This window comes from Streptomyces sp. NPDC048353, assembly GCF_055587165.1.
In genome coordinates this window covers 29498-54248 of sequence record NZ_JBVJGU010000014.1, presented here as the reverse complement: position 1 = coordinate 54248, position 24751 = coordinate 29498, and the positions used below count along the sequence as shown (strand labels likewise).

General features: G+C 71.8%; 21 protein-coding genes and 2 pseudogenes. 10 read left to right on the top strand and 13 right to left on the bottom strand.

Going from position 1 to position 24751, the window contains the following annotated elements; all coding sequences use genetic code 11:
* Positions 1-24: 24 nt before the first annotated feature.
* The 4 genes from ACZ6RC_RS32565 to ACZ6RC_RS32550 all read right to left on the bottom strand — a co-directional run bounded on the left by ACZ6RC_RS32565 (position 25) and on the right by ACZ6RC_RS32550 (position 8126).
* Entirely contained in the window at positions 25-3897 is a 3873-nt protein-coding gene (locus ACZ6RC_RS32565; RefSeq protein ID WP_469590249.1) for a CHAT domain-containing protein, read from the bottom strand.
* 180 nt (positions 3898-4077) lie between these two features.
* Complete coding sequence (locus ACZ6RC_RS32560) at positions 4078-6294, bottom strand: SpoIIE family protein phosphatase (protein WP_469590245.1); 2217 nt, start codon at positions 6292-6294, stop codon at positions 4078-4080.
* 7 nt (positions 6295-6301) lie between these two features.
* Positions 6302-6691, bottom strand: a complete 390-nt coding sequence (locus ACZ6RC_RS32555) for an STAS domain-containing protein (RefSeq protein ID WP_469590242.1) — start codon at positions 6689-6691, stop codon at positions 6302-6304.
* Positions 6692-6956: 265 nt separating this feature from the next.
* Positions 6957-8126, bottom strand: a complete 1170-nt coding sequence (locus ACZ6RC_RS32550) for a hypothetical protein (RefSeq protein WP_469590240.1) — start codon at positions 8124-8126, stop codon at positions 6957-6959.
* 202 nt (positions 8127-8328) lie between these two features.
* Here ACZ6RC_RS32550 and ACZ6RC_RS32545 point away from each other — a divergent pair, with 202 nt between their 5' ends.
* Positions 8329-9429 carry a hypothetical protein gene (locus ACZ6RC_RS32545; protein ID WP_469590238.1) on the top strand — a complete coding sequence of 367 codons (1101 nt, stop codon included), beginning with the start codon at positions 8329-8331 and terminating at the stop codon, positions 9427-9429.
* Between the two features lie 270 nt (positions 9430-9699).
* On the opposite strand, the gene ACZ6RC_RS32540 is transcribed toward ACZ6RC_RS32545, so the two are convergent.
* Both ACZ6RC_RS32540 and ACZ6RC_RS32535 read right to left on the bottom strand, forming a co-directional pair.
* Positions 9700-10248, bottom strand: coding sequence for a hypothetical protein (locus tag ACZ6RC_RS32540; RefSeq protein ID WP_469590235.1), 549 nt, complete (start codon positions 10246-10248; stop codon positions 9700-9702).
* A 111-nt stretch (positions 10249-10359) separates the two neighbouring features.
* Positions 10360-11175, bottom strand: a complete 816-nt coding sequence (locus ACZ6RC_RS32535) for an isocitrate lyase/PEP mutase family protein (protein ID WP_469590232.1) — start codon at positions 11173-11175, stop codon at positions 10360-10362.
* 188 nt (positions 11176-11363) lie between these two features.
* On the opposite strand from ACZ6RC_RS32535, the gene ACZ6RC_RS32530 reads away from it, so the two are divergent.
* The 4 genes from ACZ6RC_RS32530 (at position 11364) to ACZ6RC_RS32515 (ending at position 13957) form a co-directional block, all read left to right on the top strand.
* A complete protein-coding gene (locus ACZ6RC_RS32530; RefSeq protein WP_469590229.1) occupies positions 11364-11735 on the top strand; it encodes a VOC family protein in 372 nt (123 codons plus the stop codon).
* Between the two features lie 92 nt (positions 11736-11827).
* Positions 11828-12604, top strand: a complete 777-nt coding sequence (locus ACZ6RC_RS32525) for a transglutaminase domain-containing protein (RefSeq protein ID WP_469590224.1) — start codon at positions 11828-11830, stop codon at positions 12602-12604.
* A gap of 217 nt (positions 12605-12821) precedes the next feature.
* Positions 12822-13559 carry an SOS response-associated peptidase gene (locus ACZ6RC_RS32520; protein ID WP_469590221.1) on the top strand — a complete coding sequence of 246 codons (738 nt, stop codon included), beginning with the start codon at positions 12822-12824 and terminating at the stop codon, positions 13557-13559.
* A 152-nt stretch (positions 13560-13711) separates the two neighbouring features.
* Positions 13712-13957 (top strand): DUF6479 family protein, encoded by a 246-nt coding sequence (locus ACZ6RC_RS32515; RefSeq protein WP_391132789.1) that lies wholly within the window; start codon positions 13712-13714, stop codon positions 13955-13957.
* Positions 13958-14116: 159 nt separating this feature from the next.
* On the opposite strand, the gene ACZ6RC_RS32510 is transcribed toward ACZ6RC_RS32515, so the two are convergent.
* Positions 14117-14890 carry an NAD(P)H-dependent oxidoreductase gene (locus ACZ6RC_RS32510; RefSeq protein ID WP_469590217.1) on the bottom strand — a complete coding sequence of 258 codons (774 nt, stop codon included), beginning with the start codon at positions 14888-14890 and terminating at the stop codon, positions 14117-14119.
* A gap of 205 nt (positions 14891-15095) precedes the next feature.
* Between ACZ6RC_RS32510 and ACZ6RC_RS32505 the strand changes: the two genes are divergently transcribed.
* A complete protein-coding gene (locus tag ACZ6RC_RS32505) occupies positions 15096-15995 on the top strand; it encodes a DMT family transporter (protein ID WP_453620055.1) in 900 nt (299 codons plus the stop codon).
* Positions 15996-16177: 182 nt separating this feature from the next.
* On the opposite strand, the gene ACZ6RC_RS32500 is transcribed toward ACZ6RC_RS32505, so the two are convergent.
* On the bottom strand, positions 16178-17560 hold the full coding sequence (locus ACZ6RC_RS32500; protein WP_469590318.1) for an STM4012 family radical SAM protein: 1383 nt from the start codon (positions 17558-17560) through the stop codon (positions 16178-16180).
* Between the two features lie 264 nt (positions 17561-17824).
* Here ACZ6RC_RS32500 and ACZ6RC_RS32495 point away from each other — a divergent pair, with 264 nt between their 5' ends.
* Entirely contained in the window at positions 17825-18931 is a 1107-nt protein-coding gene (locus ACZ6RC_RS32495) for a DUF1152 domain-containing protein (RefSeq protein ID WP_469590214.1), read from the top strand.
* Between the two features lie 222 nt (positions 18932-19153).
* On the opposite strand, the pseudogene ACZ6RC_RS32490 reads toward ACZ6RC_RS32495, so the two are convergent.
* Positions 19154-19666: pseudogene (locus ACZ6RC_RS32490) on the bottom strand (transposase family protein).
* Positions 19667-19676: 10 nt separating this feature from the next.
* A complete protein-coding gene (locus tag ACZ6RC_RS32485; RefSeq protein ID WP_469590212.1) occupies positions 19677-20111 on the bottom strand; it encodes a hypothetical protein in 435 nt (144 codons plus the stop codon).
* Positions 20112-20167: 56 nt separating this feature from the next.
* On the opposite strand from ACZ6RC_RS32485, the pseudogene ACZ6RC_RS32480 reads away from it, so the two are divergent.
* Both ACZ6RC_RS32480 and ACZ6RC_RS32475 read left to right on the top strand, forming a co-directional pair.
* A pseudogene (locus ACZ6RC_RS32480) lies at positions 20168-20835 on the top strand (transposase family protein); the annotation flags it as partial.
* Between the two features lie 384 nt (positions 20836-21219).
* Entirely contained in the window at positions 21220-21939 is a 720-nt protein-coding gene (locus ACZ6RC_RS32475) for a leucine-rich repeat domain-containing protein (protein ID WP_469590207.1), read from the top strand.
* 81 nt (positions 21940-22020) lie between these two features.
* Here ACZ6RC_RS32475 and ACZ6RC_RS32470 read toward each other — a convergent pair whose 3' ends face one another.
* The 3 genes from ACZ6RC_RS32470 to ACZ6RC_RS32460 form a co-directional block, all read right to left on the bottom strand.
* Positions 22021-22572, bottom strand: a complete 552-nt coding sequence (locus tag ACZ6RC_RS32470) for a YciI family protein (RefSeq protein ID WP_469590204.1) — start codon at positions 22570-22572, stop codon at positions 22021-22023.
* Positions 22573-22706: 134 nt separating this feature from the next.
* On the bottom strand, positions 22707-23150 hold the full coding sequence (locus ACZ6RC_RS32465; protein ID WP_469590201.1) for a DUF4240 domain-containing protein: 444 nt from the start codon (positions 23148-23150) through the stop codon (positions 22707-22709).
* A gap of 27 nt (positions 23151-23177) precedes the next feature.
* Positions 23178-23971 (bottom strand): IS5 family transposase gene (locus ACZ6RC_RS32460; protein ID WP_469590315.1). Its coding sequence is split into 2 segments (ribosomal slippage): positions 23178-23638 and positions 23638-23971, totalling 795 coding nucleotides; the frame shifts between segments, so codons are not numbered across the junction.
* Between the two features lie 140 nt (positions 23972-24111).
* Here ACZ6RC_RS32460 and ACZ6RC_RS32455 point away from each other — a divergent pair.
* Positions 24112-24516, top strand: coding sequence for an SgcJ/EcaC family oxidoreductase (locus tag ACZ6RC_RS32455; protein ID WP_469590199.1), 405 nt, complete (start codon positions 24112-24114; stop codon positions 24514-24516).
* Positions 24517-24751: the final 235 nt, after the last annotated feature.

The following is a 24751-nucleotide window of genomic DNA, read 5'->3' as shown; positions in this document are numbered from 1 at the left end:
CCGTCGGGCCGTGGCGGGACGGGCTCAGCGCGGGGCGGGGTTGCCCTGGTGGGTGAAGGCCGCCCAGAGGTGGATCTCGGGCAGGTCGGGGCGGGAGGCCTCGCGGAGCAGGGGGCCCTCCAGACCGGGCGGAGGGCGGCGGGACGGGTCGAGCATCCACAGCTGGGCGGCGCGGAGCGCGTCGGCGGGGGCGAGGCCCTCGTGGGTGAGGAAGTGGTGGAAGACCGTCATCATCAGCGCGGTCGCACTGTCGTCGACGGCCCAGCGGGAGCCGACCACGTCGGCCGCGCCCCGGGCGACCAGGGCCGTGGAGAGAGTCAGGGCCTCGTCGTGATCGCCGGTGCTCACGTCCGTCTCGCAGGCGCTGAGCACGACCAGCGGGCCGTCCGGGCCGGGCGCCGCGGCGGCGGAGTGGTCGAGGATCCGGGCGACGGTCAGGTCGCCGTCGGCCAGCGACAGTGCCGAGCGCGTGGGACTCGGCCCGGCCACGCCATGACAGGACACGTGCACGACCGCCGCCGCCTGATCGCCGCCCGGCAGCGCGGCCAGCAGGTCCGCGCAGTCGCCCGGCGCGTCCGGAACGCCCTCCGCCGCCACGAACTCGCCGTAGCGCCGCGCATCCGGATAACAGGCCGTCCGCAGCGCCTCCGTCTCGATCTCGGCCCACACCAGGTCGAGCCGCGGGTCGCTGACCAGCACCTGGCGGCCGCTCGGGGGCAGCCGGTCACGGGTGGCGGCCCGGACGAACTGGGCTCCGGACGGGGCGTAGCTGAACACCGCGCCCTGGCAGGCGTAGAGGGGACCCCCCAACGGGATGTGCCTGCGCGCGGCATGCCAGGGAACGACACCCAGCGGACCGCAGGGGACCAGCACGATTCGCGGTCGCCGGCCGTAGGCTCCCAGCGTGTCGAGGACCGGCCCGATGGCGGCTGCCCAGGCCCAGTCGCAGAGCTCGCCGAGCGCCGCCCGCCATTCCGCCTCGGCTGCGTCCCGTGCCGTACGCCCCGCAGGCGTCGTACCCCGATCGGCTATCGCGCGGGTACGGGCGGCGGCCGCGGCGAGGTAGCGCTGCAACTGGTGGCTGCCGGGGGAGAGCAGCAACGGCAAGGGGAGCACGCCCGGTTCGGTGTCCCCGGGCCGCAGGATGAGCGCGTGTCCCGGGACGTGCGGGCGGAAGCCCTCGCCGGGAACCAGATAGACCAGCGCGTCGGCCCCCGAGGCGGCCAGCGCCGCGGACAGGCCGGCGACGTCCGGAGTGCCGAGCAACTCCCGCGCCCCGGCGCCGTCTCCCGCCCCCAGGGCGGCGAGCGCCGTGCGCCGCAGGCTGCTCGGCAGCTCGGCGCCGGGGACCGTCGGCGCCTCCGCGACCGGGTCCGTGGACCGGAGGGCGTCCCGCTCGCTCGCCTCCCCGCCGGCCGCGGGTCGCTCCGTCGCACGCCCGTCGGACGGACCTGCCTCCTTGCCCCCGCCGACGGCGTCGCCACCGCCACGCCCGGCGGACGGGCCCGCCTCCTTTCCCTCGCCGACGGCGTCGCCACCGCCACGCCCGTCCTCCTCACCGACCGGGAAGGGGTGCCGCGGTGTCTGCGCCCGCCACCGTGCGGCGAGATCCCCGTGCCCCCGGTCCGCCAGCAGCCGCGGCACGCCGTGCGCGGCCGCGGCGGTCTGCAGCACCAGGGACCGGCCCAGCTCCAACGCCTCCACGGCCTCGGCGCCGCGGCCGCCCTCGGCACACCGCTGGGCCAGCCACAGCGCGTGGCCCGTCGCCGACCGAGCCGCCGACAGCGCGTGATCGGCGCCGAGTTGCAGCAGGACGTCGGCGGCCGTCAGCTCCAGGGCCTCGCGGCGTGTCTCCCGGCTCGCCTCGGCGTCCTCGCTCCCGCGCGGGCCACCGGTCACCGCGCTCGTCCAGTAGGCCGTGGACAGTGCGGTCAACACCTCGACGTTCAGCGGCGGGGCGTAGCCCGCGGCGGCCATGGCGCGGACCCGGCTCAACTCCTCGATGCACGGGTCGAGCAGCCTGAGGTCGCTGCGGTGCGTGGTCGCACGGAGCATGAGACGGCCGAGGGCGAGCCGTAACCGGGCCTCCTCCCAGTGCGGCATGCGGGCTTCCCCGAGCACCCGACGGGCTTCCACGACGGCTCGGTCGACCACCTCCGGGCGGGGGTCGACCGTGGCCAGCTCGATCATCAAGTGGGCGCGCCCGGCCGGGACGTACGGCACGAACAGCGGAGGCATCGTGTCCGGATCGACCTCGACCGCCTCCCGCAGGTACCGGACCGCCGCCAGCTGGTCGGACCGGTCCCCGGTGCGGGCGGCCCGTCCGGCGTGGACCAGGCCCAGCGTGCCGGTGACGAAGAAGCGGGTGCTCGCGTCGGGTGACGGGTCGGCGTACCGCTCGGTCAGTGTCCCGATCAGTTCCTGCGCCGCACGGGCCACGGCTGCCGGGTCCCGGCTGCGGCCGGCCGTCTGGGCGGCGGTGACGAGGCCGAACAGCGCCACCACGTCTTCGCCTTCGCCGGCAGGGGACACCGCCTGGGCCATGGCCAGAGCGGTGACACCGTCCTGGAGGCTGCCGCCCAGCGTCCCGGCGGTGGCGACGCGGTGGGCCAGGAGGCCGGTGAGGTGCCGGCGGGTGGCCGCAGCCCGCGCTCCTTCCGCCGGAAGGGCGTCGATGGACTGCCGGAGCCAGGCCACGCTCCGCTCCAGGCGGGCGAGTTCGCCGTTCGACACCCACAGGTTGTCGATGGTCGTCGACAGGATCGTCTCCAGACCCAGCTCCCGCCGCCAGGCCGCATGCACCGCAGGGTCGGGGTCGGGAAGCGATACCGCCGCGTCCACCTCGTCGAAGTCCAGCGTCCCGGGCACCCGGAGACGCTCCGCCAGCAACAGGGCCGCGTGGAACTTGGCGACACGGATCCGCTCGGGCGCGTCCACGGGCAGAGGAAGGAACACCTCCCTGACCGCCCGCGCGACACCGTGGACGCGTGCGGCGAGCGACCGGGGGCTCCGCACCTCCGACCGCAGCGCCACGAGCAGCTCGCGCAGCGACGCCCGCTCCGGACGGTCCAGGCCCAGATCCGCCAGCTCCCGGTCGGCGTCCACCGGAGAGATCGGGGGGTCGGCCACCGTGACGCACAGCCACTCCAACAGGCGCCCGAAACCGACCGGGTCACGCCGCGCCCAGTCCAGCACCCCCCGTACGCTGTCGGCGGGAGCCTCCGCATCGGGCCCCTCGGGCAGCTCGGGCCCCTCGGGGCTCGCCGCACCGGACGGCCCCGGAACTTCCGCGGCGGCGCCGCCCTCCGGGGATGCGGAAGGCGCGTCTTCTTCGGGCGGGGCGGGGAGCGACGACAGCAGCGTCGCGACGCGCTCCATGACGGGCAACACCGCCTCCCGCGTCCGCAGGTCGCCGACGACGACGCGGGCGAGCACCTCCATCGCTTCGGTCAACCGCTCCCGTAGGGCCTCGACCAGGTCCGGTGGGGCGGAGCCCTCGCGTACCTCCGGTGGAAGATCCGGGGGGATGAGCAGGGTGGCCAGACACTGCCGGGCCGCAATGGCGAGCCCGTCCTCCAGCGGCCTGGCCCGGTCGGTCCACCGGAGGTGGCCCAGAGCGGCCGCCCGTTCCCGCGCGTCGGCGTCCGGCCGGCCCCTGAGCCGTAGCTGCATCAGCAAGCCGAGCCAGGGCACCACGGTCGCCCGGGCCGGGTCCCGCTCCGGCAACAGCCGCTCGATCGTGACCAGATGCTCGAACACCAGCCGGACGGCGGCCGACCCGGGGTCTTCGCGCGCCTGCTGCAACGTCGCGTGCGCTTGGCGTACGGTCACGGCGGCCCAGGCCCGGAGCCCGTTGACGTCTTCCTTGCCGTGGTTCCCTCGCTCCGCGTCGGCCATGCGTCCTCCCCGCGACCCCGAGCAGTGGCCCGCGACCGCGAGCCGTGGCGGGCTGGACCCCCGGTCGGCCGCCCGTCCCCTGTTCCGCCCGTCCCCTGTTCCGCCCGACTGCGGGACGAAGTCCCGCCGATCCAGGACAGGTTAGTGCGCCAGGGGCCGGGCTACGGGCGGAAGGCGGCGTCAGGTCGCGGTGAGGGCGAGCGCGGCCTGGTCGTCGTCTATGTCGTGGGGGCCCGTGAAGGAGCGGACCGCCCGGGTGAGCGCTTCGATGATGTCCGGTGCCGTGTGCTCGGCGCCGAGGGCGCCGCTCAGGGCATCGGCGAGCCGTTCCTCGCCGAACTGCTGGTTCTCGTCGTTGCGCGCTTCGGTGATGCCGTCGGTGTAGAGCAGCAGGCTCTGTGCCGGCTTGAGGCGCAGGTGCTGGTGGGTCAGGTGCGGATCGGGGGTCACGCCGAGGAGGGAGCCCTGGAGGTCGACCGTCCGTACGGCGCCGTGGCTCTCGATGAGCAGGGGGAGCGTGTGGCCCGCGCGGACGAGGGTGATGTCGAGGCCGCCGCCGTCGGCCGGGGCGAGATGGCCGTAGACGAGGGTGACGAAGCCGGTGCCGTGGCTGTCCGGGCGGTCGAGCAGGGCCTTGTTGACGGCATGGACGACCGCGTCGGGTCCGGGCAGCAGCGGTGCCACGGCGCGGGCGGTGTGCCGGACCAGCGCGGTGGTCGTGGCCGCGAGGGCGCCACGGCCGCACACGTCGCCGAGCATGAACGCCCACCGGCCGTCGGACAGTGGGAAGAGGTCGTAGAAGTCGCCGCCGATCTCGAGCCCTTCACCGGCGGGGTGGTAGTAGACCGCCGCCTCGGCTCCCGGCAGCGTCGGCACCTGCGGCAGCAGGAGACCGGCCTGAAGGTCGCGGGCGAGGGTGACGCGCTGGGTGTACTGGCGGGCGTTGAGGGCCGCCGACGCGGCCCGTCGGGCCAGCTCCTCGGCGAGGGCGACGGTGTGGCCGTCGAACGCGTCCTCGCCGGTGGACAGGAGCGTCACGGTCCCGAAGGCCCGGCCGCGGTCCAGCAGGGGGACGCACACATAGCCGGTGACCCCCAGGTCGTGCCACGGGCCGGGCCCGGTGGGGACACGGCGGGCGACCTCGCTCAGGCCGGAGGCGAGGACCCGGGCGACGGCGTCGTCGTCGGCGTCGTACACGGGGATGTGGGAGGCGAGGAGGGCTTCGTCGGCCTCGCGGGCGGCGGCGGTGGCGATGCGCCGGACCCGGCCCGCGTCCACGACGTCGACCGCGCAGAGCGGAGCCAGGATCGGCACGCAGGTGCCGGCCAGCCGCTGCAGGGTCTGGGCGTGGTCCAGTTCGGAGGTGAGCAGGGTGCTGGCCTTCAGGAGGAAGGCGAGGTCCCGGCGGGCCGCCTTCTCCTTCGCCTCGGCGGCCAGGCGGGCCTGCTCGGCCTGGTGGCGCTCGATCGCCAGCGCGGCGGTACCGGCGAAGACCCGGGCCAGGGCCAGGTCGGAGTCCTGGGGCGCGCGCGGAGTCCGGTGGTACATCGCGAAGGTGCCCAGCAGCGAACCGTTCCGCGCCAGGATCGGCGTGGACCAGCAGGCCGCCACCCCCGCGGCGTCGGCGAGGTCGCGGAAGTCGTCCCAGAACGGGTCCCGCGCGATGTCGCAGACGACGACCGTACGGCGCCGGTGGGCGGCGGTGCCGCAGGAGCCGACGCCCTCGCCGGTCGCGATGCCGTCGATGGCCTCGTTGTAGAAGTCGGGCAGGCTCGGCGCGGCGCCGTGGCGCAGGTGCCGGCCGTCGGGGTCGGCGAGCAGCACCGAGACCAGCACCTCCTCCGGCGCGAGCTCCTCGATGGTGCGGGCCATGCCCTCCAGGACCTGCTCCAGGGAGGTGTCGCGGGCGATCTGCTCCAGCAGGGCGCGGTGTTCGGCGGTGAGCCGCTGCGCCTGCTTGACCTGCGTGGTCTCCACACCGAGGATCCGCACCCCGGTGACATTGCCGCCCGCGTCCAGCCGGGGCTCGTAGGTGAAGTCGAAGAACGCCTCCCGCGCGGCGGGCCCGGTGCCCAGGACCACCCGCGTATCGCGCCCCGTGTGCGGCCGGCCGCTGCGGTAGACCTGATCGAGCAGCGTCAGGAAGCCCTGGTCGGCGAGCTCCGGCATCAGCTGGGCGATCGGCACGCCCGTGCGGACGCGGTCCCCGCCGCCGATGGCGGCGAAGAAGGCGGCATTGGCGGTCTCCACCATGTGGGCGGGGCCCGCGAGGGACGCGAAGACGGCGGTCGACCGGCCGAACAGGTCCCGGAGGTCCTGATCCTTCGCCGCCTCCGCCGCCGGACCACCGCCCGGGGCGGCGCCCCGGGAGGGCTGTGCTTCTGATACGCGGGGCATGCCCGTGCTACCTCTCACTTGCTGCCCGAACCGACACCGGTGCACCCTCGCCCGAAGACGCCCGCGCACCGTCGCCGGCGGCGAGGGCATCCGCCACTGTGGCGCATACGGCGATGGCCTGGTCCAGACCGGTCAGCTTGAAGACTCGCGCCACCGAGCCGGGAACCGCGGCCAGCCGTAGCAGACCCCCGTACCCCGCAAGACGCTGGTAAATCCTCACCAGCACGCCGATGCCGGAAGAGTCACAGAAGTGCAGCGCCGTGCAGTCCAGCACGAGCAGCCTCGGCCGGTCGACGAGCACGTCGTCGGCCGCCTCCTGCAACTGGACGGCGCTGTCGTAGTCCAGCTCGCCGCGCAGGATGAGGACACCACCCCGCGGATCCAGCCCGACGTCCACCGCGAACACCCTCAGCCGCCTCCACCTCGTCACGAATCGGCACCGATCCGATGATAGAGACGGGCCGCCGGACCCACCGAGGCGGTCCGGCCCCTCGCGCCGCGAAGCGCCGGGCGCGAGGGCTGGGTGTGAGGCCGGGGCGTCCGGCAGGCGGCGGCCGCAACGGGAAGCCGCGTCCGGCGAGGGGCCAGCCCCGGCTGCCCGGGCAGGCGGCGGCCGCCACGGGAAGCCGCGTCCGGCGAGGGGCCAGCCCCGGCTGCCCGGCCTACACCGCCGCGTTCCCTCCGCTTCCGCTTCCGCTTCCGATTCCGCTTCCGCTTCCGCTTCCGATTCTGCTCCCGCTCCCGCTTCCGCTACCGCCCCCGCCGCTCGCCCGGCCGGAGCGTCCGTGCTCCAGCGCCCAGCGGTGCAGCCGCTCGCCGTCCCGCGTCAGCCACGTGCCGTCGCCCAGCACGGTGATGTCCTGGCCCACCGGCAGCGGGTAGTCCAGCCGGCCGAGCGGGCGCAGCGTGTCCGCGTCCAGCACCCAGTGCCGGGTCTCCGCGGGCCCGCCCTCCGGGTGGACACGGCCCGGGAGCAGGACGTGGCGTCCGTCGAGGACCTCGGCGGAGGAGAACTCGTCGTTCTCCGGATCGACGGCCAGCTCCGCCAGGTCGAGCAGCGCCGTCTGCTCCCCGGAGTCGAGGTCGTACGTCGCCAGCTCGTCACGGTCGTCGTCGAGGAACAGGTACTCGGCGTACCGCTGGGTCAGCACCCGGGAGCCCGGCAGGAAGCCCGTCAGGGCGCGCATCCACGTGCCGCCGAGGATGCGCAGACCGTCGTCGCCCGCGTCGGCCCACCAGGTCGACCAGCTGTGCCAGGCCGTCCAGCAGGACACCACCACGGCGCCGCCGTCCGGACGCCAGGCCTGCACCGCGCCCGACGCCAGCGAGCGGATCTGTCTCCGGCCGAGCACCTCGCCGGTCGCCGCGTCGAGAAGGACCAGTTCGTCCCAGGTGTAGTTGCGCTCCGGCTCCAGGTCGTACACCAGGGCCGCCTTCGCCCGGTCGGGCTCCAGCGTCGGTACGACCACACTCACGCGCCGTCCGTCGGGGCTGACGGCGGGGGTGGAGTGCGCCCGGTCGGCACCGTGCCAGGGAGCGTGCGCGAATTCCCACCGGACGGCGCCGCCGGGTCCCAGCGCCCGTACCGACGCGACGCCGGCCACGACGAACCCTCCGTCGGGCGCGGGCGTCGCGCGTTCCTCCTCCCGCGTCCGCAGCGAGGCGGTCGCGCCCTCCGTCCTGCCCGCGAGGAAGTCCTCCCGGTCATGCACCTCCACCAGCCCGGCCGCCCGGACCAGGAGCCGACCTCCGGCGACCGCCTCCACCGAGCCCGGCGCGTGCGTCGTGCCGAGCGGCACCACGGCGACGCGTTCTTCCCCCGTCGTGATCATGCCCGCATGCTCGCAAGCCCCCGGTGCTCCCCGCCAGCCTTTTCCGGGGCGGGGCGACCGCCGGGCGCCGCCGATCCCGATGCCGTCGGCCACCGGCGGCCTGAGCACCGCCCGGCCGCGTAGGCGCAACCGAGCCCTGACCTCGAGAGATCGCAGGCCAGCGCATTGCGGAGTGTGAAGGTTTGATGGATGATTCTCCGCCGTGACGATCTTCCTCGCCGTCGTGGTCGGCGTGCTCCTTCTCGTACTCTGCAGGATTTTTCTCGCGCCAGGCCGGGCTGACCGGTGGGTGCGGGAGGAGTTCGTGGCCGCCCACTACGGGCTCGTACCCCGAGACGTGCTCGACGCGCGACGAGCCGGACCGCCGCCGGCGCGGCACCGGCAGGAGGAGATGCAGGCCGTTGCCGACGCCGCGTGGGAAGGGCAGTGGCAGGCGGCCAAGGCGTACGTCGAAGCGGCCGGCGACGACTGGGACGAACGCTGGTCGCGGACCGAGTTGCTGCAGCAGGTGGCCGCGGAGGACGACGGCTGGCTGGACGCGTGGCGGGCGGCCGAGCCCGGCAACTGCGACGCGGCGACCCTCCACGCGAGCCTGATGGTGCACCGCGCCTGGAAGATCCGCGGTTCCGGGTACGCGAACGAGGTCCCGACCGAGCGGATGAACCAGTTCCGCGCCATGCTCCCGGCCGCGATCGAGCAGGCCCGGCAGGCCGCCGAGCTGGACCCCGTAAACCCCGGCCCTTGGGTCGTCATGGTCACCGCGGCCCGCGGAGCGGGGTACAGGCCCCACCGGTTCCGTCCGCTCTGGCAAGGCCTCGTGTCCCGCGCCCCCCACCACTACACGGGCCACTGGCAGGGCTTGCAGTACTGGTGCGCCAAGTGGTTCGGGAGCGACCGGCGGATGATGTCGTTCGCCACGCGGGCGGTCCGCAAGGCCCCGCCCGGAAGTCCGCTCACCGGAATGTATCTGCACGCTCTGCACGAACGGGAGAAGCGCTCCGACCCCACGGCGCTGGGCGGTACATGGGCCTCCCGGAGACGCCTCCGACAGGTCGCCGCATCGCTCTCGGAGGTCGCGGACGACAACGAGCACGTGCCCGCGCTGCGGCATCTGCTGGCGCACTTCATGGTGCGGTCGAGGATGAACGCCGCCGCGGTGGAACAGTTCCGGCTGCTCGGTTCGTGGTGTGGCGCCGAGCCGTGGCTGCAGCACGGCGACCCCGTCTGGGCCTTCGAACTCGCTCGTGGCACGGCGGTGAAGCGTTCCCGGGCCACCCCCGTGGCGAGCCCCCAGCGGATGTAGCGGAGCCCGGGCCGCGCCCGGCCCGGTCCGCTTGGAGCGGACCGGGGGCTTACCGCCCACCGGCGCCTGGCCCGGGACTCCCTTGCACCGGCCCACCGGATGATCCCCGGCAGGCCGGAACGTTCAGCTCCCAGACCAACCTTGTCTATCCGGTAAGCCAACCCTGCACCTGCGGGCAGCCCCTCGGCACCAGCTCCCGCGCTCCCCGCATTCGACAACTGACCTGATCCTGCAAGAGTTTCCAGAGTTTCCGAGACCGCAAACGAGGTCTCAGGCGTTCTGTTGCCCGCTCGTGCCTGAGCGGCGTCCCCCGTACGAGGCAGTCAGGGCGTCGGCAACGGCGGTTGCATCCGCGTCGGCTACGTCTGCCGGGTATTCCGGCAGGAGGTCGTCCCAGACGGGCAGCCACGACCCGTACAGCTGGGTCTGGCCCTCGGGCCGGGCGAAGAACCACACGTGCAGGTGTGCGGACCCGTCCCCGATCCGGTAGACGTGGGCCCGCGAGATGTGGGGCAGTGCCTGCACGTGGCGGACGATGTGAGTGGTGAGCACGCCCAGCTCGCCCGCCAGCTCGTCGGGCAGATCGGCCATGTCGTAGTGGTCGCGTGGGTACAGCATCAGGACCAGTGGCACACCGACGCCCGGTATCCGAGCCAGCCGCCACTTGTCGTCGAACCAGATGCCGTCGTCGCGCGAGCGGCACTCATCGCAGTCCGCCGGGTCTTCGCCGTGCCGTCGCGGCTCGGGCAGAACGGGCGGGCGGAGCGCGGACACGCGTAGTCCGTCAGCCTCGAAGGGGCTGATGTCCCATCCGGTCATGCGCGCCAGCGGAAGTCGGACCTCGTCATCCGCGGCCGCACGTGCGCGTTCGTAGAACTCTTCAGGTCGCAAAGCCATGATCGCCAGAGTAGCTGTGCCCCGCAGACGCGACTAAGCGGTCGCCGCGAAGTGCTCGTTGAGTTCGGGGAAAGCGATACCGTCGCGGACCGCGTCACAGCGACCGGTGTCGTACAGCTCTTCCGCGGCTCGCCGGACCACCGCGTATGCGGCTTGGGCGACACCGGAACCCAGACTGACCCGTGCTGCGCCGAGTGTGCCGAGCTCGTGTACGGAGGCTCCCGGGGCGGCCATCACATTGAGCGGTACGGGGATGGCCGCGGCCAGCTCCGCGATGGTGGCCGGCTCGGTGACACCGGGGACGAAGATGCCGTCCGCGCCGGCGTCCACGTACCTGCGAGCCCGCGTCAGCGTGTCCTGCAGCCGTGTGGCGGGGTCTCCGAGGCCGAACAGGAAGGTGTCGATGCGGGCGTTGAGGAAGAGTGGAACCCCCGCTCGATGCGCCGCCGCACGTGCCGCTGTCAGGCGTGCGGCGAGTTCGGCCGGATCGCGGGTCCCGTCCTCGATGTTCACACCGACCGCTCCGGCGTCGATCACCCGGGTGATCGTCTCGGCGACGGCGGCCGGGCCGTCGCCGTACCCGCCCTCGATGTCCGCGGTCACCGGCACCCCGACGGCCGCCGTGATGCGGGCGATCACGGCCAGGGCCTGATCCCGGGACAGCTCGTCACCGTCTGCCACGCCGAGGGACCATGCCACCCCCGCACTGGTGGTGGCGACCGCGGTCGAGCCCGCGGCCTCGGTGATACGCGCGCTCGCCACATCCCAGACGTTGGCCAGCGCGAGCGGCCGATGACGTGTGTGGAGCGCGCGGAAGAGTTCGGCTTTAGCGCGTCGTGCATTCTGCATGAACTCAGCGAACCACAGCGGAAATAGGGCGGCTGGCAGGAATCCGACATGAACGTCGATAGCCCTTGGCGCCGGACGCCGGGAATGTCCATGCGTAGGTGATGATCTATTTCTCTGGGGGGGGGAAGAGAAAACGCATGGGCCCGCGAAGAGCTTGTCCTTACTCCCTCCATCGATAGGGTCTTCGCATGATGACGCATATCGCTTCGGCGACTCTCTACGTGAGCGACCAGGACGAGGCCCTGGCGTTCTACCGGGACCTTCTCGGATTCGAGCTCGTGACGGATGTCGACATGGGACAAGGCGCCCGGTGGCTCGAGGTCAGGCCGAGCGGGGCCCAGACATCGATCGTCCTGTCGGATGCCGCGGCGTTCGGTAAGTCACCGGGCGAAGGCGCGTATCTGATCTTCGCCGCCGACGATGTGGCGGCCACGGTGCAGCAGCTCCGCGAGCGCGGTGCTCAGGTCTCGGATCCCAAGGTCGAGCCCTGGGGCACCTATGCGCTCGTCGACGCTCCGGACGGCCACAAACTGCACTTCAACCAGCGCGCGGCACGATGACCGACCGACCTCGGCTCACCCCGACGGGAGCGCGGCCGGTGCGGCCCATGGCCGCTCGATGACCCCCGACGCGCCCCACGTATCATCCGCGCATGACGCACCCTGCACTCACTCCCTGGTGGCGCGCTCGGCGCTCGGCGCCCGAGGGGCGTGCCGTCGAGGGGTCCACCGATGCGACTCGCATCCTCGACCTGCACCACGCCTCCGTGCGCGAACTGCTTGCCGATGCCCGGGCCGCGGCCCCGGACGCGAGTGAGGACCGGAGCCGGCTGCTGGCGGCACACGGGTTGATCCGCGACCGGGTGCGGCCGGTGTACGCCATGAACGACGCACAGCCGGTCTCGCGCACGCTGGCGAAGGGCCGGGGTTCGTGCAGCCAACGGCTCGCGGTGCTGGAAGCCGTGGCCCGAGCGGACGGCATATCCACCCGGGTCCGCGGTCTCCTCATCGACGGAGCCTTCTGGTACCCGCGCTTCCCGCGGCTACGAGCGATCGTCCCCGCGACGGTCCTTCTGGCCTGGCCGGAGTTCCGCCTGGGCACGGACTGGGTGGGCGCGTCCGAGCTGTACGCGCCCATCGACGTGCTGCGCGAACGCGGACCGGAGGGGTTCACGAACCGGGGCGGCCAGACATTGTTCGAAGCGCTCTCGGTGACGGCCGTCGACTGGGACGGCGAGCAACCGGCGCCGTGCACCGTGCCGGGCGCAGGCGACACGGGGTGCGGAGCGGGGGACCTGTCGGCGATGGTGCGGCGGGACCTGGGCCGGTTCGACTCCCGCGACGAGCTCTTCGCGACTCATGGACAGACCTTGTGCCCGGTCGCCCGAGTCGCCGGCGACACCGTCCTGAGCAGGCGCTCGGCCGCCTAAGGCCGTGCCGCAGAGAGGTCGGTGGCCGGGGTACCCGCAACCGGTAGCCAGGGGCCGCCCGCACCACGCTTCCGGCGGGTCCGCCCCCAGCTGAGGGGGGGGAGATCAGCCAGATCGCGGTTGCCGGCCAGGCCCGAGGACACGCCGGCGGCCCCGGCGGGGGCAGTCCCTCGGGGATTGCCGACGTCGGAGCGGTGCGCCGTGGCAGAGTGACGGCATGTGCGGCCGTTATGTCTCCACCCGCGGACCCGAGGACCTGACCCGGCTCTTCGACGTCGCCGAATGGCGGCCCGAGGAGACCCTGGAGCCGAGTTGGAACGTGGCCCCGACGGATCCCGTCTACGCCGTCCTCGGCCGCCCACCGCGCGAGGGCGAAGGCGCGGCGGTACGGCGGGAGCTGCGGGTGATGCGCTGGGGGCTGGTGCCGTCGTGGGCGAAGGATCCGAAGGTCGGCTCCCGCATGATCAACGCCCGGGTCGAGACCGTGCACGAGAAGCCCGCGTACCGCCGCGCCTTCGCCAAGCGCCGCTGCCTGCTGCCGGCCGACGGCTTCTACGAATGGGACCCGGTGCGGGACGCCGAGACCGGCAGGACGCGGAAACAGCCGTACTTCATCCACCCCGCCGACGGGGAGGTGATGGCCCTGGCCGGCCTGTACGAGTACTGGCGCGACCCGGAGGTCCAGGACAAGGACGACCCGGACGCCTGGCTGACGACGTGCACCATCATCACGACCGAAGCCACCGACGCGGCCGGCCGCGTCCACCCCCGGATGCCCCTCGCCCTCACCCCCGACCACTACGACACCTGGCTCGACCCCCATCACCAGGACACCGACGACCTCCGCGCGCTCCTCGGTCAGCCGGCGGACGGACGGCTCGACGCCCGGGCCGTGTCCACGGCCGTCAGCAACGTACGCAACAACGGGCCGCGGCTGCTGGACGCCGCCACCTGACGGCGCACCGGGCGGAGCGACCGGTCGGCACCGCCCGTGGAGCTGTTTGCGGTGGCCGAATGCGGACAGACGCGGTGAGCGCCCGAAAGCGCACGTCAGCCGACCTGCCGAGCCGCTCACCGTACGCGTTCCGGCCCGCATGAAAGGTGATCATGACCGCACATACCTTCGCCGCCGCGCCCGCTCTCGCCTCGGCCGGATCCAACGGCGTGCTCTTCGCCGTCCTCATCGGAGCGGTCGTCGTGATCCTGCTCCTCGCCGCGTTCTGGTGGGGCAGCCGTCGTGCCGCTCGGCGACGCCGCCCCGTCGGAGACCCCACCCAGTCGCAGGCCGGGGCGGGCCGCGACTCGTGGACGACACCCGAGGCGGACGACGACCTCGGCGACTCCCGCCGCTGACGCCGGTCAAGCGGCAGCGGAAGGAATCCGCCCGGCGGGGTGGGGTGCAGGCGCACCCCACCCCGCCGACGTATGCCGCCCCCTCGCCTCCCCAGAAGGCTGAACGCGCCGCGCGCGCCTGAACGTGCGCGCGCCCCCGCCCGATGCGCAGCGCCCTCCTCACGCCCCCCGCCTCGGCGATACGGACGCCTCCCGCGCCTCGTGCACCTCCAGGCCCTCGGAGCCGGGAGCGAGGGACCCGTCAAGGACGAGATCGTCGTAGTCGCCGCCGGCTTCGGTGCGGTAGGGGAGGGGTTCCTCCGTGAAGAGGCTGCCCAGACGGGCGGTCAGGGCCGACACCGCGGCCTGCGCGTCCTCGCGCGAGGCGCGGTCCGCGGAGGGGATCAGCAAAGGGGGCAGGGCGGCCATGCCGGTGTAGAAGTACGTGCCGTGCAGCAGCGGCCAGAGGATCTGCCGCAAGGACCCGTGGATGCCCCGGGGCGCCATGGACGAACCGCGCGCCCCGGCGGTCACGACCGTCAGCGCCCGCTTCCCGGCCAGCGCGCCGGCCCCGTAGCGCGCGCCCGTGCCGTAGCCGAGCCCCTTGACCAGAACCCGGTCGAACCAGCCCTTCAGGATCGCAGGAGGCCCGTACCACCACAGCGGGAACTGCACCACCACCGCGTCGGCACGCAGCAGCTTCTCCTGCTCGGCACGGACGTCCGGCGCGATCCGGCCCGAGCGGTACGCCTCGTACGAGGCGTCCGCGACCAGCAGCCGGCCGCGGCGGTCCGGATAGTCCGCCGCGGTGACGACCGGGTCCCAGCCCATGGCGTACAGGTCCGACTCGCTGACCGTGTGCCCCAGCCGGCGGGCCTCCCGGATCCCCTCCGCACGCAGGTGACCGTTGAGGGACTCGGGTTCCGGGTGCGCTGAAAGCCAGAAGATCTCCATGGCGGGCGCCCTACCCCGACGTACGCCCCTGACGCCTGCGCCGGTGGCCGAAGCCCGGCACCCGACGCGGTGGCTCCCCAGGTGTGGTGGGAAGACACGGGATCCGTGCCGTGTACGGCGCGAATCTCATGGTTTCCGCCAGCAGCCGCCACCGGACCGACCTCGATACGTTCACGCCATCCGTGTGTGCCGAGTGGGGGTTGACGTGAGAGCTGTGGCATCCGTACTGGTGGCGGCCGTCCTGTGGGGCACCGTGGGGCCGGCGCAGATCTGGGCCGGCACCGGCGCGCATCCGGTGTCGCTCGGCGCCGCCCGGATGCTGCTGGGCGGGACCGTGCTCGCGGTCCTGACGGTCCGTCCGGCCGGGCTGCGCACCTTACGGCTCCCGGGCGCGGCCCGGTGGCTCGCGGTGAGCGTGCTGGTCACCGCCGCCTTCCAAGTGTGCTTCCTGCAAGCGGTCGAACGCTCCGGAGCAGCCCTGGCGACGGCGGTCGCCTTCGGAACCGTACCCGTCGTCAGCGGCGTGTGCGGGCGCCTGTTGTCGGGCGAGCGCCCGTCGAGGCGCTGGGCGGCGGGCACGGCCTGCGCCGTCGCCGGTATCGCCCTGCTGCTGCTCCCGGGCGGCGGGGGGCGTGCGGACGTCCTCGGCATCGTCCACGGGGTCGTCGCCGGGGCGAGCTTCGGCGTCTACATCGCCGCGACCAAGGAGCTGGGCGCACGCGGCGCCGACCTGAACGCGGCGGCCCCGGTCAGCGTCCTGTGCGCGGGCGTTCTCGTCTCCCCGTACCTCCTGCTCGCCCCGGAAGGGCTCGCCACCCCGCGCGGCCTCGCACTCGTGGGCTGGCTCGGCCTGGGGACGACCGCGCTCGGCTATCTGCTCTTCACCCGCGGGGTCGGCCGGCTCAGCGCCGCCACGGTCGGGACGCTGAGCCTGACGGAACCGCTGGTCGCCACGGTGCTGGGGGTGACCCTGCTCGGCGAGCGGCCGGGGCCGCTCGCCTCCGCGGGCGCCGCGCTGCTGCTCGGGGGGCTGGTCGCCGTCTCCGTACCGGGGCGCCGCCGCCGGCCGACGGAGACCTCCCGTCCCGAGCCGGTCCGGAGCTGACCCCGGGCGGAAGACCCCGCCCGAGCCGACCCCGCCCCGAGCCGACCCCGGGCGGAGGCCGATGCCGTCCGGTCAGCGGGAACCGACGCCGTCCGGTCAGCGGCCCGTTCGATGGCCGCCCGTCGCCGCCGCCTTCGCCGCCGGGTTCACCGCCGACGTGGCCCTCGCCGGGCCCGTCGCCGTCACCGGTCCTGGTACGTGCTCATGTTCTCGCGCACCCTGGGGGAGAAGAACATCGGACCGATCCCGTCCGCCCGGGCCATGCCTTCGAGGGTCAGCCGGAGCGTGCCGCCGTAGTCCCGGAGCCAGTTGTGCCCCAGCAGCGTGTCGAGCTGCGGGCCGAAATCGGCTTCGAAGCGGGTGCCGAACCGTCGCTCGTAGTGCGCCACGTCCAGCCCCGTCGATTCGAGCAGGTGCTGCAGCACGTACATCCGGCGCCGCTCGTCCCCGTCCATACGGAACGCCCACTGCGCCCGCCGGAACCGCTCGCTCGGGGTCGCGATGTAGTCGTCGATGATGCGGCGCACCTCGGGTACGGCGACGGCGTAGTCGGTCGTGTAGTGCAGATCGGTGGTGAAGGAGCGGGCGCCGACGCCGAGCCCGACCATGCCGGCCTGCTGGTTGTACTCGCTGATGCTGCTGCCGTCGGTGTCCTCGACGGCGGCGGTGCCGATCCGCCGGAAGACCCGCATCGAGGTCTGCTCGTAACCGGCCGACAGGAGGTAGTCGCGGCCGTAGCGGTACAGGCGCAGCCGCTGGTCGTCCCATTCCGCGGGGGTGGCCGCGTGCCGAGTGCTCAGGCCGGTCAGCGGGCGCACGTACAGCGGGTAGAGGTAAACCTCCTCCGGTTCCCAGGCAAGAGCGGCGTCGAGCGAGACCTTGAAGGTGCGTTCGGTCTGGCCGTCGATGCCGTAGATGAGGTCGATGTTGAGGATGGGGAACTCCGCGTCCCGCAGCCGGGCGAGGGCGGCTTCCGCCTCCTCCCGCTTCTGCGGGCGGACGGCCGCGCGGGCCTCCTCGTCGATGAAACTCTGCACACCGATGCTCAGCCGGGTGGCGCCCCGCTCGGCGAGCACGGCGAGACGGTCGGCGGTCGCGGTGGCCGGCGAGGTCTCCACCGACCAGGACGCCGCCTGCAGGTCGGCGCCCATGACGTGCTCGGAGATGTCGCAGAGCCGGGTCAGCTCATCGGCCGTCAGGTACGTCGGCGTGCCCCCGCCGAAGGCCGCGAGCGTGAAACGTAACGGCCGCCCCTGGGCGTCCAGGGCCTGCCGGGTGACCTGCGCCTGTCTCTCCAGCGTGTCCAGGAACGCCTGGGTGACGTCCTCGGGGGCGCCGGTACGGGTGAAGAGGTTGCAGAAGCCGCACCGCATCTCGCAGAACGGTATGTGGACGTAGAGGGAGAGGGCGTCCAGGCGCTCACCCGACCACAGCTCGCTCAGCAGCGGCCCGTTGTCGAGCAGGCGGTACGCCTTCTGATGGGGGTACGCGTACACGTACTGCTGATAGGGCGTTTCCGGCTCGGTGGCGGGCCGAGCGGACCGGATCGACGATGACGGAAGCATGACTGACTTGGTCATGACGCGAAGTGACTCACTCTCGGACGACAACGTCACGTTGGGTGACAGATCGGGACCCTAGGGCGACCGGCCGGTCGATATCTGTAGTGTGATCGCCAAAAAATCCGTTTCACCGGATGGAGCTTCGTATGCACTTTTTGCGGCCTCGGGGCTTTATCCGTAATTACCAGGCTATGTGCGGCAGTTGACGGGTGGGAAAACGTCCGACGCCTCTGGCGGAAGGGCAGGTCTTGGGGTTCTCTGTCCGGCATGAAGCGACTTCTCATCGCCGCGGGCGGTGGCGGTGACGCCATCACGGCAGCCATGGTGCACGCGGCGCTGCACGGCCCCGACACCCCGGCCCTGGTGCTCACTTACGCCTGGGAGAGGCTGGTCGTCGACCCCGTCCCCGGCCCCCGCGGCGCCGCCGACTTCACCGGCGCCCCGACCCCCGCGCCCGGTCTGACCCTCATCACCCCGCAGACCGCGCCGAACGCCCCGGCGGGCTCCCTGCTCCCGCGCCTCGCCGCCCACCTGCGACCCGCGCTGGGACTGCTCGACCCCTACGACGGCACGCTCGGCCTCACCCGGCAGATCGAGGCGGCGGCCCGCTGGTGCGCAGCCGACCGGATCGAACTCGTGGACGTGGGCGGGGACATCGTGGCGCGAGGCGACGAACCGACCCTGCGCAGCCCCCTCGGCGACGCCCTGGCCCTCGCGGCCTGCGCCGCCACGGGCATCCCGACGAGCGTGTACGTCGCCGGGCCCGGCCTGGACAACGAAGTACCCCTGTCCGACCTGACGCCCCGGCTCGGCGAACCCGCCTTCGCCCTCACGCCCGAGGACACCGACGGCGTACTGGACGTCTTCGACTGGCACCCGTCCGAGGCCGGCGCCATGCTCGTCGCGGCGGCCCGAGGCGTACGCGGCATCTGCGGTACGCGCGACGCGCCGCGGCCCGTCGTACTCGACGACACCGCGCGCCAGGTCCACCGCCTCACCTGCGAGGAGGCGCTCCGGCTCAGCCCGTTGGCCGGGGCGCTCGACCTCTGCCCCAGCCTGGAGGCCGCCGAGAAGGCCTCGACGGCGATCTGCGGATTTTCCGAGATCGCCCGCGAACGCCACCGCGCCGCGACCGCCCCAGCGTCCTCGCCGCCCCCGCGGGGGCGCCGCTCGACGGACGCGGCGACCCTCCTCGCCCGCTTCACCACCTGGGAACGATCCCGGCTCGCCGAAGGCCTCGACTACGTCACCACCCGCCGGATCACCGAAGACCTCGCCCTCACCCACCCGGAGGCCCGCACCCTCTACCGGGCCCTGGGGGAGGGGACGCCCCCGCGGCGCGTCGCCCCCCTGTGGCGCCTGGCGAAAGCGTGAGCGGCGGCTCGCGCACGACACCACGGGCCGCGCGAGCCGCCGCGCGGGCGTGAGACGGCCGCTCCGGGGCAGGAGGGTGTCATGAAGATACTGATCATTCTGGTGCTCATCGGTGTGGCCGCGGCTTGGTACATGCACTCACAGAAGCGGCGTTGAGGGCTGTCCCGTCATCGCTCTTCGAGTCGGGATGAGCAGGTGCAGATGCGGTGCGTGCGCTCGCCGCTATCCGGCCGTCGCGAGGTTGTGCAGGCGGGCAATGCCGAGCATGGCATGGTGGACTCCGTCGCCTTTGAGCCGGCAGTCGCGGAGGATCTTTGAGGTCTTCATGCGAGCCAAGACGTGCTCGACACAGGCCCGGACCTGCTTGTGGGAGCGGTTGTGCTCCTCCTTCCAGGCCGCGAGTTCGGTCTGGCCGCGCTCGCGGCGGTGAGGGACCACGAGTCCCGTGCCCGGATAGCCGCCGTCGGCCATCGTGAGTGCCCTGCCGACGGCGGCTTTGGCGCCGGACTCCTCCCACGCCTTGCAGTCGTGGCTGGCTGATGGTCAGGTTCGTCCGCCAGTAGGTGGCGACCAGCAGTGCCCTGTCCTCGAGCGGAAGGCTCCGTGGCCGGCTCTGCGGTTCGCGTCAGCCCCTTCGCGTCGCAGCATGGTCACCAGCTTCCGGCACAGCCTCGGGCTGAGCCCCGTGAACGGGCCTATCCAAGACGACTGTGACGCCGTGATCACACCAGTCACGCCAAGATCGTCACACCGAGGTCAAGCAGAGGTCCCCAGCCCAGCTCTCACAGCGGACCCGACCCGTGGGAAATGTGAGCTCCAGGGCGACGCGCCCGGTGTTCGGTGCGTGTTCCTCCCGCACCTCCAGAACATCCTCCCCGACGTGCCCCGCGAACGGCGTCTCCTCACGGATCGCCCCCACGGTGACGCGTCCCGAGTCGCCCATGTCGTAGCCGGCATGCGGCTTCGACGCTTCAACGATCAGACACCAATCCGATCCGGTCGTGAGGTGAATGGCGGCACCCCGGTCATCGATCAGCCACACATCCAGCGGGCCCGCGGGGACGTCACTGCCGTACAGATGCCACGATCCGACAACCTTCGCGAGCCGACTACCCACCAAGCTCTGCGCGCTCGCCCCAGCACCGTGAAGCAGGCACTCGTTCGACTTATCAGGCTCCATCGGCCGACAGTACCGCCGACCGATCTCCCAGGTCACAACGTTACACGGGACAAGCCTTGGCCGTTCGGGGCGAGTCCCGCCGCGCGAGCCCTGCGACGAACTCGACCGTTTCACGCGTGATCACAGCGTTCGAGCCGTCCTGGATAGCCCCGTTCACTGGTGTAGCTCCGCGCCAGTCCACCGGGTGGTGCGTGCCCTGCGGCGGGAAGGCGCCGACATCGTCCGGCGGGGCCGCCCTGGGGGATTCCGCTGGAGGACCGGGTGCTTCTGGGCTGCATACTGGCGCAGGCGCACCAACCTGACACTGCGGCAGCTTGCCCCGCTCTTCGGTGTCTCGAGGTCCGCAGCTGGCCGCATCGTCATGCACCTCGGGCCTCTTCTCGCGTTCCGGCCCCGGAAGCGGTTGCACAAGGACACTGTGCTCATCGTGGACGGCACCGTGGTTCCCACCGGCGACCACGCTGTGGCGGAGCAGTCCAAGAACTACCGGTACTCGATGAATCACCAGGTCGTCGTCGACTCAGAGGCCCAATTGGTGGTCGTGGTCGGCCGGCCACTGCCGGGCAAGCGCAATGACTGCAAGGCATGGGAGCTATTCGGGGCGAAGACCGCCGTCGGAACCGCCGTAGTGATCGCCGCAGGATTCGGCGGGCAGGAGCCGGACCAGGCCTACCCAGTTTCGTTAGTGCTGTTGCGGGTCAGGCCGGCTCGAAACCGCTCTGAATGACCCCGTATTCCGCAGGTGTCTCCCAGCAGGTGTAATGACGGCCGGGGTGATCCGACACGCCAGTCCCCAGCCCTTGCGCCAACCAGGCTGCACCTGTCTTACCTGTCCGCGAGGGGTCATCGACGGCCTGGTAGCAGGCCGTGGCGCCGCGCAGTTCGACGATCACGTACCTCACGCGGTTGCCCGCGCCGACCACGCCGCCATCGCCGTGCTGCCCTTGCGTCCCGCTCGGAGGCTGCTCGCAAAGCCCACAGTTCAAGTCGTCCCTCGAGGAGTACACGACGTGATCGTACGTACCCGATCTCGTGCCGATCCGACCGCCCGCCCCGGCGGCCCAGGCGAGAATCGAGGCCCAAAACCACCGACGAAGGTGAGACGACCGTGAGGCACGCACTGAACCTATGGCGTCAGGAACTCGGGGAAGTGCCCGACTCGGTCTGGCAGGAGACCGAACTGCGCGTGCTGATCCTTGCCGACAACGGACTCACGGCCCTCCCGCCGGAGATCGGACGACTGCACCGGCTGACGACCCTGGATCTGGGCCACAACGCGCTCACGTCGATTCCCGACGAGCTGGGCAGGCTGACGAACCTCGGCGACTGCCTCTACTTGCACGACAACCAGCTGTCATCGATCCCGGACGCCGTGGGAAAGCTGACCAAACTCCGCTACCTCAACATCGGCGAGAACCTGCTCACGACCCTCCCCGAGGCCATCGGGGCGATGACCGGCCTCATCGAGTTCAGGGCACAGCACAACCGGCTGACCACGTTGCCCGACTCCATCGGCCGGCTCCGCAACCTGCGTGAACTCTGGCTGCGAGGCAACACAATCGAGCACGTGCCATCGTCGACCGCTGAACTGCACGAACTCCGTCACCTCGACCTGCGTGAGAACTCCGTAGCGGAGCTGCCACCGTCACTGGCCGGCCTGCCGAGGCTGCGGCACATCGACCTGCGGAGCAACCGTCTCAGCCACGTGCCGGACTGGCTCGCCCTGCTTCCCTCGCTGGAGAAGCTCGATCTGCGATGGAACGACATCGATCCCTCCCTGCCGCTACTGGCCGAACTCGAGCGACGAGGGTGCGTCGTCCTGACGTGAGGGAGACGGCAGGCGACTCGCACACCGGCATCACGACGGCCCGCACCTGCGAAGTCCCAGGGCCGGAGCAACTGCCGGATCTCACCTGCGGCCTCCGAACTCCCACTCGTGGACCTCGACGCCGGCGTACTCGGCCGGGTCCAGGACCGAGCGCGCCGTTTCAGCATCGGAGGCCTGGACCAACGCGGCCGTTCCCAGCCAGGCACCCCCGGCATCGGACAGCAGCGGCCCGTACGCGATCAGCTCCTCCTCCCGCCCGGCCGGCACATCGAGGCGGACGGGCGTGCCCGCGCCCAGACCGAGCACGAGATAGCGGTTGCCACTGCGGCGGCCGCTGTGGAAGTCCCACATGCTGCGCCCCAGGAGGTTGCGCCATCGACGCAGGAGCACGTCCCGGTACACACCGGCCTGGTACCCGGGCTCGTCGAAGGCGAACGCCCGTGCCGCGGCCGGGCCGGGCAGATCGACGATGTGGACGCTTCCGCTGGGCGTGTCACCGTCGGCGGCGAACGTCGGCCCGCGGGCGATCATCGCCTCCTCGTACCCGTCCATGTAGGACCAGTGCTGCTCCAGCAGCTCCATCCGCAGAGGACGTGATCCGGGGCGGTCGCGGTGAAAGCAGAAGAACTCCATGATCGCGAACTCTCCCTCAGAACCCGCGGCACATCAACGCCGAGGCGCTGTCGGCGGATCCCCGGCGCGGTCCCGGTGCCGTAACCGCGTAAGAGGTCGTTTCAGATGGTGAGGGTAGGAGCTACTGCGGTCGCCTATGCGGCTTTCCACCCGGCCGTGTTGGAGTAGGACTCGTAGCTGTAGCGGGTGCTGCGGTCCCATTCCTCACCGGTGAGGTGCTTGTATGCCTTGTCGGGTACATAGAGCAGGGCCTCGGCCCAGATGAGGTCGTTGGCGTACGGTATGAACCGCTCTGGGTCTCGAAGTACGCGCTCGAACTCCTCACGGCCGGCTGCGACGACTGCAGCCCGGGTGTAGAGGAACTGATCGCTCGACAGGCCCTCGCCGTATTCCTTGCGGTCCAGCTTGTACAGGGCCCAGGAGAGCTGCTCGGCGAAGCCGACCACGTTCGCCACTGGGCCGTTCGTCAGGCGGGCTGTCAGTGCAGCGGCGAGTTCGTCGCCCTCAGGGTCGGGTACAGAGGTACTGCACGCTTCGATGAGCTGCCAGAAGGCGTCTTCGTTCATGTCGGAGAGCATGGCGGAAGGGTGTGACAAGTCGGGGTGTCAGGTGCTTGCCCTGACCAGTCGGCGGTAGCCGATGAGGGTTGCGGCTATGCCGACGAAGGCGAGGAAGTGTTCGGCCTTGCGTTCGTAGCGGCGGTGGAGCCTCCGGCAGCCGGCCAGCCAGGACATGGTTCGCTCGACCACCCACCGATGCCGGCCCAGCCGCTTCGAGGACTCGATGCCCTTGCGGGCGATGCGGTGGCGGATGCCACGCTCGCGGAGCCATCGGCGCAGGTGGTCGTAGTCGTAGCCCTTGTCCGCATGCAGTTTCGCCGGCCGTCGGCGCCGGGGCCCGCGGCGGGAGCGGATGGGCGGGATGCCTCGCACGAGCGGCTCAAGGCCTTGGCTGTCGTGCATGTTCGCGCCGGAGATGCCCAGGGACAGCGGGAGTCCGTTCCGGTCGGTGATCAGGTGGATCTTCGATCCGAGTTTGCCGCGGTCGGTCGGATTCGGTCCGGTCAGTGGCCCCCTTTTGTGGCCCGCAGGCTGACGGAATCGATCGCGCACCGCGACCAGTCCAGCTCGCCCCGCGCTCCGAGTTCATCGAGGATCACGCGGAAGAGCCGGGCCCAGACCCGTTCCCGGCTCCACTGGGCGAACCGGCGGTAGACCGTGGGCCAGGCCGGCCCGAACACCGGGGGGAGCTGCCGCCAAGTGCAGCCAGACGTGGCCACGAAGATGATCGCCGCCAGGGCCTCGCGATCTCCGGCCCGGCGGCCACCACCCTGCGGACGTGTCACCACTGTCGGCGGCACCACCCGCCGGAACAGCACCCACAACTCCTCCGGCACCATCCGTTCGACCAGATCCGTCATGCACGGAACAACGAACGATCACGCCATAAGAAACGACGTCTAAGTGCCCGGTCGACCGCAGAGCACCATGTGATCACGGGCTTGACCTCAAGCAGGCTTGAGGTGTGAGGCTGATCCACATGATCACGGAATCCACATCCCACGCGGCAGACATCGAAGCGATGAACCGGCTCGTCGCCACGGTCGAGCACTCCCAGCGGAACAAGGATCCCGAGGAGTTCCTCGGCCTCTTCCACCCGGACGCGATCTGGACGACGGCCCACGGCAAGGTCCTCATCGGCCTCGAAGCGATCTCGGAGTTCACCCGCAAGGTTCTTCCGGCGGCGAGCTGGGACGGCCAGGTCACCTACGAGGTGGTCCATGTGCTCTTCATCCGCCCCGACGTCGCGGCGGTCAAGGTCCGTCAGCGCTACCTGGCACCCGGGGAGGAGAGCGAGGGCGCCCCGCTGTACGTCATCTCGAAGCAGGCCGACGGACGCTGGCTGCTGACCGCCTGCCAGAACACGGGGGTCGTCGGCGGCTAGCCTGCCTGTCGAACGTGTTCGGATCCAGGCCTTCGGTGAGCGGGTGGCCTGGGCGTACGGCGACGACGAGCCGGTCCCTGCCGATGAGGCGGTGGCGGATATCGGGGGCCTGCCCGGCAGATCGAGGCCCTTGCGTATCCCGGATGGGACGAACGACGTGTGACGCCGTGCCCCAGGGCCATGCGAAATTCCTTTGGCGGGCCGCCGGCCGGGTGCTATCAACACAGGGTGACTG